The sequence below is a fragment of the Gorillibacterium sp. sgz306347 genome (genome assembly GCF_059735245.1).
The window spans coordinates 1-10,773 of record NZ_JCAPET010000078.1 but is presented as its reverse complement, the minus strand read 5'-3'; the positions used below and the strand labels follow the sequence as shown (position 1 = coordinate 10,773).

The following is a 10,773-nucleotide window of genomic DNA, read 5'->3' as shown; positions in this document are numbered from 1 at the left end:
GCCCGCCAGGGCATGGGTGGCTAACGGTTGCCACAGCGCTTATTTGCCCCAAAAAGAGAGATTAAAAATTCTAACGGTTGCCACAGCGCTTATTTCCGTTTTTTTGCCTGGTTTTGTCCGTTTTGAGCTAAATAAGCCCCGTGGCAACCGTTAGCGCGGAAAAAGGGCGATTTTGGCCTGAATAAGCCCTGTGGCAACCGTTAGACTTCCCGCACCTTCCCGGCCCCCCTGTTTTACGGACTTGGGAAACAGCAGATCCCCCCCGGCCCCCCTGTTTTACGGACTTGGGAAGCAGCAGCTCAACCTCCCGGCCCCCCCCTCTTTTACGGACGTGGGGAGCAGCGGAACCCTAGAGGAAGAACCGCCGCAACCAAACGTTTTCTTTCGCCCCCCCCCCCCGCAGCAACCAAACCAAACAAAAAACCGGCTCGGGAGACAAGGAGTGTCCTTGCCCCGAAACCGGTTTTCGTCTTCATCGTGCGTCTAGTAGATCGTCCTGCCTTTTTCGTCCGGGATGCCGCTTTTGCGGTAAAAGTAGGTGTTGATGATATCCCGCCATTCTCTGGCGTGCCTGGCCTGTTCGGCCAACCGTTCCGCCGTCTGCGCAAACCAGTCTTCGGGAACGGTTCCCCGCACCGCGTTCCATCTGCCTGGAAGCTCCGCCGCCCGGTCCGCTCCTTCAAAATGGGTATCGTAGATGTGCTGGATGACCGTTTTGCCGGAGTTCAGCCGATGGGTGTAGGGGACGTGGTGGAAAAACAGCAGCAGCTCGTCCGGGCAAGTCGCCAGCGATTCGTAGGTCTCCGTCTGCCGGGGATGGTATTGGCCGGTGTACCCGGTGCCGGTCGCCGTCGTCCGGTCCACGCCGATGCCGTGGCAGTCGGCAAAGTGGTAGGTGCCCCACTTGGCGTATTCGTACCCGTCCACGTTTGGTCCGTAGTGATGGTCCGGGTTCACCATCCAGCCGACGCCAAGGGGGGCGGTGTAGGCTTCATAGATTCCCCAGGAATCCACCAGCATGGAGACAATCTGGGCGTTGCGGGCGCGATCCGATCCGAAGGTCAGGGCCGCCCATTCCTCCGCAATCCCTTCGGCGGTAAGCTCCGGGTTCCAGGCCAGCCGGCCAAAGCCGTACAGGTTCGCCTGGGCCAGCGGATGACCGGTCCAGTTGGAATCGTCGCCGATGTTGGAGACGGCGGCCATGCCCCCTTGCGGACGGCCGTGCCGCTCCCCGCCGGCAATCCGCTGCACACGGGAGAAACGGTCGCCCGGCACCGTCTGAAACTCCAGGATTTCCTTCCACTGGGGGACAAGATAGCACAAATGCCTTTGCTGGCCGGTGTATTCCTGCGTGACCTGAAACTCCGCGACCAGATTGGTTTGCTCCATCGCCCCGAGCAAAGGCGACACGGGCTCGCGCACCTGAAAGTCCATCGGGCCGTTTTTCACCTGAAGAATGACATTGTCGGCAAAACGTCCGTCCAGCGGCTTGAAATGGTCGAACGCCGCCCGGGCCCGGTCGGTGGAGCGGTCGCGCCAGTCCTGCTTGCAGTTGTAGACAAAACAACGCCAGATCACCAGCCCGCCAAACGGCTCCAAAGCCGCCGCCAGCATGTTGGCGCCGTCCGCATGGTCGCGGCCATAGGTAAACGGGCCGGGCCGGTTCTCCGAGTCGGCCTTTACCAGAAAGCCGCCGAAATCAGGGATTGCGGCATAAAGCGCCGCCGCCCGCTCCTTCCACCAGTGCCCGACCGCCGGGTCCAGCGGATCGGCCGTGCCCAGACCGCCGATTTGAAGAGGCGCCGCAAAGTTCACGCTCAAAAAAAGCCGGATGCCGTACGGCCGGAAAACCGCCGCCACCCGCGCTACGTCGGGAATCCCCTCCGCAATAAAGCCGGTTTCATTCGCGTGCACGTTGACGTTGTTGATTGAAACTGCATTGATGCCAACCGAAGCCAGCAGGCGGGCGTACGCCCGGACGCGTTCCAGTTCTTCTTTGATCCGTCCGTTCTCATAAAAGATCGACCGGCCCGCATAGCCGCGTTCAATGCTCCCGTCCGCGTTGTCCCACTGATTGATCATCCGCAGCGGATTCGCCGGGTTTTCGATAACCGTTTCCCCTGCGGACGGGACGCGTCCGCAAGCCAATCTTCGCAGCAGCTCGAAAACGCCGTACAGCACGCCATTCGGCCGAATGCCGGCGATCAAAAAGGAGCCGTCCTCTTCCGCGCGGTAGAGAAACCCCTCCGCCGCTACGGCGGCCGCCTGCTCCGGGCCGATGCGTTCAGCCAAGTCCGGCGTTCCGGCAAACGTGCCCAACCGGACAACGGCCGCCTGCGAAGAAGAACCGGCAATGGCGAGCCGCTTGCCGGTCAAAGCTTCGAGGCCGCGCTTCAGCTCCTCCGCCGCCGTTTCCAGCCCCTCTTCTTCGATAACGATGGCGCAGATTTTCGCTGCGTCCTCGCAATGGCTTGTTCCGCAACCACCGTCAAGCCAAGCCCGGCCGACGGCGGACTCCCTCCCCGCTGTGCCGCTCATCTCCCGCATCCTCTCCCTGTGGCATGAATTCTGTCCGGTTGATTTATTTACCGGTGGGTTTCTCCCCCGGAGAAATACGATAGCCGGTTCTCGCGTTCCTCCGCCTTCGCTCGCAGCCGAATAGCCCCGGTATGTACTCAAACGAGCTTGCCGCCAACTAGTACGCGTCCCCGATCCGAATCGCGCCCGGATCGGGGGAAAACCCGGTCAGCACCGGGTTGGCATAGGTGAAGCCCGGCTGCGTCACCGGCCGCCGCCCTCCGTTTGCCCGATGGCGCGCCAGAAAGCCGGCTTCGGCCGGTGGGCCGCATTAAACAGGAACGGCCAGTTTTTCCGCCCCCGCACCGGAAAATCGTTCAGCCAGGTATAATCGTCCGCCGCACCCCAAAACGTCACCGAGTCGATATACCGGCTGTATGTCCGGAACAGCTTGAACACCGCTTCATACCGCTCTGCTTGAAGCTCCAGCAAGTCTTCGCCCGGTTCCGTCAGATCGGTCCGCCGGTCGTCGAAGCGGAACACCGAAACGTCCAGCTCGGTAATATGCAGACGCATGCCGAGCGAGGCATAAGCTTCAATCGCCGCCTGAATATCCGCAAGCTCGGGATCGTACAGGTTCCAATGCGCCTGGAGCCCGATCCCGTGCACCGGCACTCCGTCATCCAGCAGCGACCGCACCAGTGTGCAGATTTTGTCCCGCTTTACGGGATTGCTTTCGTTGTAGTCGTTGTAAAACAAAAGCGCGTCCGGATCGGCCGCATGCGCCAGACGGAACGCCTCGGCGATAAACCCATCGCCCGCGATCCGCAGCCAGCCGGAATTTTGCCGCAGCAGCTGTTCGCCATCGTCCGACACCGCTTCGTTTACGACGTCCCAAGCGTACATTTTGCCTTTGTACCGGCCAAGCACCGCGTCGATGTGAGTCTTCATCCGGCGCAGCAGCAGTTCACGGTCGGCAGGCTCGCCCGCTTCATTTTGAAACACCCATTCAGGGGTCTGGTTGTGCCAGACCAGCGTGTGCCCGCGCAGCTTCATCCCGTGCTGCCCGGCAAAAGCGACCAGCCGGTCGGCTCCGGTGAAGGTGTAGACGTCCTCTTCCGGGTGCAGCCGCTCGAATTTCATTTCGTTTTCCGCCGTCAGGCTGTTGTACTGCTCCGCCAGCAAAACGGCCTGCGTCCGGAGCGTCTCCGGGTTAACCGCCGCCCCGATCAGGAACTCCCCGGCAAACGCCTCCTTCAGCTTTGGAACGGTCCGCGTATCAAGTTGGCTCATGTGCAATTCCCTCCGTCTTTATGTTCTTCCTGGCGGTTTGCGCTTCCGGTCGGGTGCGCTTCCGTTTGATTTGTGCTTCCGGTCGATTAGAGCTTTCGTTCGGTTGCGCTTCCGTCCGCTCTGCCGATCGGTTCCATTCCCGGCCTTACCCCTTCACGCCGCCCAGCGTCATGCCTTTGACAAAGTATTTTTGCAGGAACGGGTAAACCAGGATGATCGGCACGCTGGCGATAATCGTCATCGTGGCGCGGATCGAGGTCGGCGTCACCGACTGGGACGAATGCTCCGAGCCGGCAAACATGCTGGTGTAGTCCTGGGCGTTCATCGAGGTGTTGGAGCTTTGCAAAATCTTCATCAGCTCGTATTGCAGCGTGCTCAAATTGCCGTAGGACGAATTGTACAGGAAGACGTCAAACCACGAGTTCCACTGCGAGACGGCGGTAAAAAGCGAGACGGTCGCCAGCACCGGCAGGCAAAGCGGAAGCACGATCCGCAAAAAGGTGGCGAAATCGCCCGCCCCGTCGATCCGCGCCGATTCCAGAATGCCTTCGGGCAGCCCTTCGATGAACGACCGGATCACGATCACATTGAACACGCCGATCAGGCCGGGGATGATGTAGACCGCGAAGGTGCCGAGCAGGTTCAGGTCGCGGATAAGCAGAAAGTTCGGAATCAAGCCCCCGCTGAAATACATCGTCAGAATAAAAGCGATCGAAACAAACTTGCGCAGCACGTAATCCTGGCGGCTGATCGTATACGCGACCATGGAGCAGCAGAACACCGACAGGATCGTTCCGGTCACCGTCCGCAGCACCGAAATCATCGTGGCGTTAAAGATCGTGGACTCCTGAAAAACATAATTATAATTGTTCCAGGTGAATTCGCGCGGCCAGAGGTAGATGCCGCCTTTGATCGAATCGCTGGCGGTGTTCAGCGAAACCGCGATCGTATTCAGGAACGGATAAAGCGTCACGACCACGAGGCCGATCATAAACACGATGTTCAGCGTGTCAAAGATGCGGTCCGAAGGCGCGTTGAAACGGGCGTGGCGTTTGTTCGCCGCCGATTTGGCCATTCCGGTTGCCTCCTTTTAGAACAGTCTGTCTTCGCCGAGCCGTTTGGCGATGGAGTTCGCGCTGAACAGCAGGATGAAGCTGACCACCGTTTTGAACATGCCCGCTGCAATCGACAGGGAATAGTTGCCCATCTGAATCCCGTATTTCAGGACGAAAATGTCCAGGTTTTCCGAGTAATCGACGTTCATGCCGTTGCCGAGCAGGTACTGCGGCTCAAAGCCCGATTCCAGCAGGTTTCCGATGTTCATGATCAAAAGAATCACGATAACCGATTTGATGCCGGGAAGCGTGATGTGCAGGATGCGCTGAAGCCGTCCCGCTCCGTCGATCTCCGCCGCTTCGTATTGGGCGGGGTCGATGCTCGTCATGGCCGCCAGGTAAATGATCGTGTTCCAGCCGACGTTTTTCCACACCTCCGAGGCGCCGAGAATGCCCCAGAAGTATTTGCCTTCGCCCAGCCAGAGGATCGGTTCCTTGATGATGCCGAGCCACATCAGCAGCTCGTTGATAATCCCGCCGTCTGCGGATAACGCCGTGGAGATAATGCTCGCGGCCACCACCCACGAGATGAAGTGCGGCAGGTAGCTGATCGTCTGGACCACGCGCTTGAACGCGATGTTGCGCAGCTCGTTCAGCAGAATCGCCAGTGTAATGGCAGTAAAAAAGCCGAGAAACAAATTGATAAAGCTCATCGCCAGCGTGTTGCGCATGACCAGCAGGAAGTGATCGTCCTGAAAAAGAAACCGGAAATGCTTGAAGCCGACCCATTGCTGCTCGAACATCGAGCGGTTGGGGCGGTAATCCTGAAAGGCGATGCTCCAGCCCCAGAGCGGCACGTACTTGAAAACAAACAGCCAGATCAGAAAAGGCACCGACATGAACACCAGCGTTTTCTGCTTGATCAGCTTTTTCATAAAACCGTTTGAACGGACGGACGTATTTCCGATTGCCGCCGCCTGGGCAGGCGGGGCCGGCTGTGTCAAAGGGTCCACGGCTTTTGTCTCCTTCCTCTCCCATCCGGTGCGAAAAACCGGAAAGCGGGCGGCGGGACCGGCGGAAGGACGGCGTTACCGCCCGTCCATTCCCTATGCCGATGCCTCCGCCCGCCTTGCGCCGGCTTGTCTTCCATCGCCGGAACGGGGGTTATTTGCCTTCCGCGACGGCGATCTTCTTGGCGATTTCCTGCGTCATGAATTCCTCATAGCCCTTGTAGTCCAGCTTTTCGAATTCCTTGATGTACTCGTTCCACAGGCCTTCAAAGTCGGCCGGATCGGCGAGGACCATTTTCGGATAGTATTTTCGCTGGAGGTCGCCTTTCTTCTGGTTGAAGATTTGCGCCGGCGAGCCTTGGTCGACCGGAATGCTCCAGGCGGGATACCAGGGGCGGTCGTCCGGTTGGGCAAACAGCTCGGAGAACGATTGAACGCCGTATTTCTCCAGGAGCAATTTATCTCCGTCGGTGTAGGACATCTGCGCAACCTCGGGCTGGCGGCCGACCGAAAGCGAATTGCCGTCCGGAAGCGTAGAGCCGTTGCCGTAACGCGGCCAGTTGTACTCGAAGTAGGTGAAGCCGAAGTCCTGCTTGAATTTCTCTTCGTTGTACTGGGCAATTTGCTCTTCTGTGCGGTAGAACCGGCCTTCTTCGTTCACTTCATAGGTTTCGCCCTTGACGCCCCAGTTGGACAAAATTTGATTCTCGTCGCTCAGCAGGTTGTCAAAGAATTTGATGATCCGCACCGGGTCCTTGGCGCTGACGGTAATGCCGACGCCCCGGTTGTTGATAAAGGACGGCGGGTCCAGGTATTGGTCCTTCGTGTCTTTGTCATACACAATGGGCAGGCCCATGTATTCCAGATCGTCGTTTCCGCTTGCCAGTGCGGCTTCATGCAGGTTGTTCAAAGCTTGCCCGGCCTGCCAGCGGTAATCGAAAAACCCGAGCACTTTGCCGGAAGCGAGCTTCGCCAGGTATTGGTCATAGTTGTCGACAAAGGAGGACTTGTCGTACAGCCCTTCGCTGTTCAGTTTGTTCAGCTCTTGCAAAAACCGCTTGGTGATGTCCTGGTTGGCGTAATCCGTCGCCTTGTGCGTCTGCATGTCCACAACAACCCCGCCGTCGTTCGGATAGCCGGCCAGGTGCATGGGCGCGTTGGTAAAGGCGAAAAATTTGTCCTGGGTCGTCAGCGACAGGAACCCGGTCAAGTCGTCGGAGGAATGCTTCTTGGCGTAATCCCGGATCAGCTGGAGATACTCCTCCAGCGTCTTGACTTTGGGGTAACCGGCTTCCTTCAGCACGCGGCGCTGAATCCAGAACGCCCCCTGCTCCAGGTTGGGCGCCGGGAGGTATTCCCCGACCGTGGCGCTTAACGGAAGAAAGTAAATGTTGCCGTCTTCGGCTTTCATCAGGTTGTAGTAAGGGCCGTACACCCGTTTGATGTTGGGTCCGTATTGGTCGATGAGTTCATTCAGCGGAATAAAAGCTTCGGCGTCCAGCAGCTTGTCGATCGTTCCTTCCGGCACGATAACGTCCGGATAGTTGTTGCTGGCGATAAAGGTGCCGATTTTTGTGTTGGCATCCCCTACCAGATACTCGATTTTCCAGTTGACCCCCGTTTGGTCCTCCAGAATTTTGCCGATGCGCGTCTGATTGGTGTTGATGTCTTTGCCTGCGTTTGCGTTGAAGTAGCTAAAGGTGACTTTCTCTTGCGACGTTTCCCCCGAGCCGGTGGCCGCCGCGTTTGGGGAGTTTTCTTTTTCCCCGCTGCTTGAGCAGGCCGGAAGCATGGACACTGCAAGCGCCAGGGTGAGACAACCAAGCCAAAACCGTTTTGTCTTCATTCGTTTGCTTTTCCCCTTTCCCCTCATGCGTTTTGTAAGCACTTTCATTGTAAAACGAAGCGACCCGTTTGGTTACCTGCCAAAGTTTAGGTTCTACTTAGAAATGTTTAGAAGTTGGAATCGAGACGGTAATCCGGGTCCCTTCGCCCGGAGCGCTGTCGAAGTCCATTTCAAAATCGCCGCCGTAATACAGCCGGAGCCGGTAAATCACGTTCTGAATGCCAACGCGCTCGCCCATTTCCTCCGTCCGTTCCAGGTAGCCGCGCAGCCGGGCGACCTGCTCTGCATCCATGCCGACCCCGTTGTCCCGCACGGTGTAAATCAGCCGGTCCTCCTGCCGGGAAGCCGTCACCTCGATGACGCCGCCGTGCTTGATCGGCTCGATGCCGTGAATGCTGGCGTTTTCCACCAGGGTGACGATCGCCATTTTGGGCAGCAGAAGCTGCTCTTCGCCTTCCGTTGAGACCACAGAATAAGCGATCTTGTCACCGAACCGGTACTGCTGGATTTCCAGAAAGCAATCGACGAACTCCAATTCTTCCTTCAGCGTAATCAGGTCCCGGTTCCAGACCAGGGAGTTGCGGAACAGCTTCGCCATGTTGCGGATAATCCGGGCCGTCTCGTTCTCATCCTTCATCAAGCTGCGCATGCGGATCGTTTCCAGGGCGTTGAACAAAAAATGCGGATTGATCTGGCTTTGCAGCGCGTTCAGCTGGGCGTTCCGGCTTTGAATTTCCAGGTTCTTTTTCTGGATGTCGGCCAGGTACACGTCGTCGATCAGGCTTTTGATCTGCAGCGTCATGCGGTTGAACTCGCCGGTCAGTTGGCCGATTTCGTCCCGCGAATCGGGCTGGTCGATGGTGCTGAAGTTTTGGTTTTTCACCTTTTTCATATGCTTGAGAATCCGCACCAGCCGCACGTTGATTGAACGGGTGATCCAGTAAATGATGACCGTGGGCACCACAATGTTGATGCAGGTCAGGACAATGACGAAGTTTCGCGATTTGCGCACCTCTTGCAGCACCTCGTTTTCCGAGATAGCCGCCGCCAGTCCCCAGCCCGCCAGCTCGCTCCCCGGCCCGAAGGAATTGCGAAATACGAGCGTGCTGCCGGGAAACGTCAGCGCGTCGAACGACCGGTCGTTCTCGGGCTGGTACGCGGAATCGGTTGTATATTCGATAAGGCCGGCGTCGTTCAGCAGGTAGACATTCCCCTGCAGGTTCAGGTTGCCGAAAATTTGCCGGACGGACGCGGCGCGCATGTCGATTTTGAGAATCTTCTCGAAGCCGTTCGCGGAGGGGTAATAATTCATCCGGCGGATGACGCTGAACGTTCCGTTTTCGCCGGGCAGCAGCAGAGGCTTCTGGGTCCGGTTGAGCCGGAGCTTTTGGTACCAGGGGCGCGTCCGCACCTCGTCATTGATTTGGGTCAGGCCCCCGGAATACAAAAGCGTCGGGTTGTCCACGTACACCTCGATGGCCTGCACCGAATTGTACATGGAGCTTTGCGAGTTGAGGATGCGGCGCAGGTAGCCGTCGTACGCCCCGACGTAATCCCCCGGGTTGTCGTACCGGGTTTCGATGATCTCGTCCAGCAGGTAATCCGAATAAAACACGTTTGAAACCTCCAGCGTGTCCCGGACCTCGCGTTCAAATTCGTTTTTGATCTGGCCGACCGCGCGCGTGATGTCCCGCGTCCGCTGCTCCTTCACGTTCTCCGTGGTCACGTCATAAAAAATAAGGTTGGTCAGCAGAATCGGCACCAGCACGCACATAAAATAAAGCAGCAGCATCTTGTTGCGCAGCCGGACGTTGTTCCAGCGGAACGTGTGCTTCATGGCTTCTCCTCCGAAGAAGCCGCTTCTTCTTCTGTTAGCCGCTGGCGGTAGATAGTCGGGGTCAGGCGCTCCAGCTTCTCAAACTGGGTGACAAAATAATCCGCATTGGAAAAGCCGACCCGTTCCGCCACTTCATAAATGCGGAGGTCGGTCTGCCGCAGCAGCCGTTTGGCCTCCTGGATGCGCAGCTGGAGCAAAAAGTCGTTAAAATATACCCCGTAGGTCTTTTTGAAAAGCTGCCCGAGGTAAACCGGATTGAGGTAAAATTGCGCCGCGATGCCTTTCAGGCTCATGTTCGGCGTCTGGTAGTTGGCTTCGATGTAGGCGCGGATTTTCTGAATGCCCCCGCGCTGGGTATCTTTGCGCAGTTCGGCGATGTAGCGGGAGCTTTCGGCCGCAAAGGCGGCAAACAGCCGCTTCAGCTCGCCGAGCGACAGGTTGAGGTCGTGCCAGCCTGCAATCGGCGGCCAGCTTGCAAGGGACTGCTCGTTCCCGTCCATGCTGCGGATGATCCGCAGCACGCCGAGCGTGCAGTGGTGAAGGTTCATCTTGATCGCCTCGGGCGCGAAGCGGTCCCGCCGGAACACGGCGAACAATTCGTCCACCGCCGCATGCAGCCCGTCTGTCCGCTGCTCCTCCAGCGACTCGATGAACCGGGTGTACAGCTCCGGCTCGATCCCCCGGTATTGCAGCGGCTCCGGCTCGCCTTCCGGCAGCACGATGCCGTCCGCGTCATGCAAATATTTGCGCTGCAGCGCCTCCTTGCCGCTCTCAAAAGCGAGGCGGAAGCTGCGCAGCCCCTGAAACGGCTCGCCCGCGTAGAGGAAAACGCGCTTCACATGCGCCTCCAGGCGCTTTTGAAGCGCTTCCATAAAGCCGCGGATGCGCCCGCCGTACGGCCGCAGCACCGCCTCCGGCACCAGCAGCCCCAGCCGCCCCCGGTGCTCGTGCACCGGCACGGCGGCCGCGCTTCCCGCGAGCGCGGCCGTCTCGCGCAGCACCAGCTCGCGGAAGCGCGCGGCGGTCATGGGCTCGCGGGCGGGCGGGGCGGCCGCGAGCGGGCCCGGTGGCGCAGCGGCCGCGGGCGGGCCCGGTGGCGCGGCGGCCGCGGGCGGGCCGGAGGGCGCAACGGCCGCGGGCGGGCCCGGTGGCGCAGCGGCCGCGAGCGGGCTCGGAGGCGCAGAGGCCGCGGGCGGGCCCGGTGGCGCGGCGGCC

7 protein-coding genes are annotated in these 10,773 nt (G+C 59.1%); all 7 read right to left on the bottom strand.

Annotated features, from left to right (window positions below; genetic code table 11):
• Positions 1 to 483: 483 nt before the first annotated feature.
• Complete coding sequence (locus tag AC6I6H_RS22035; RefSeq protein WP_497956695.1) at positions 484 to 2,538, bottom strand: alpha-glucuronidase family glycosyl hydrolase; 2,055 nt, start codon at positions 2,536 to 2,538, stop codon at positions 484 to 486.
• 243 nt (positions 2,539 to 2,781) lie between these two features.
• On the bottom strand, positions 2,782 to 3,810 hold the full coding sequence (locus AC6I6H_RS22030; RefSeq protein ID WP_497956693.1) for an endo-1,4-beta-xylanase: 1,029 nt from the start codon (positions 3,808 to 3,810) through the stop codon (positions 2,782 to 2,784).
• A 145-nt stretch (positions 3,811 to 3,955) separates the two neighbouring features.
• Positions 3,956 to 4,885: a carbohydrate ABC transporter permease gene (locus AC6I6H_RS22025; RefSeq protein ID WP_497956692.1), complete on the bottom strand. Its 930-nt coding sequence runs from the start codon at positions 4,883 to 4,885 to the stop codon at positions 3,956 to 3,958.
• A 15-nt stretch (positions 4,886 to 4,900) separates the two neighbouring features.
• A complete protein-coding gene (locus AC6I6H_RS22020; RefSeq protein ID WP_497956696.1) occupies positions 4,901 to 5,800 on the bottom strand; it encodes an ABC transporter permease in 900 nt (299 codons plus the stop codon).
• A gap of 229 nt (positions 5,801 to 6,029) precedes the next feature.
• Positions 6,030 to 7,721, bottom strand: a complete 1,692-nt coding sequence (locus tag AC6I6H_RS22015) for an ABC transporter substrate-binding protein (RefSeq protein ID WP_497956690.1) — start codon at positions 7,719 to 7,721, stop codon at positions 6,030 to 6,032.
• Between the two features lie 97 nt (positions 7,722 to 7,818).
• The gene (locus AC6I6H_RS22010) at positions 7,819 to 9,558 is read right to left on the bottom strand and encodes a sensor histidine kinase (protein ID WP_497956688.1); all 1,740 of its coding nucleotides are present in this window, start codon (positions 9,556 to 9,558) and stop codon (positions 7,819 to 7,821) included.
• The coding region (locus AC6I6H_RS22005) for a helix-turn-helix transcriptional regulator (protein WP_497956686.1) at positions 9,555 to 10,773 on the bottom strand (1,219 nt) is incomplete at its 5' end. The genes AC6I6H_RS22005 and AC6I6H_RS22010, both read right to left, overlap by 4 nt.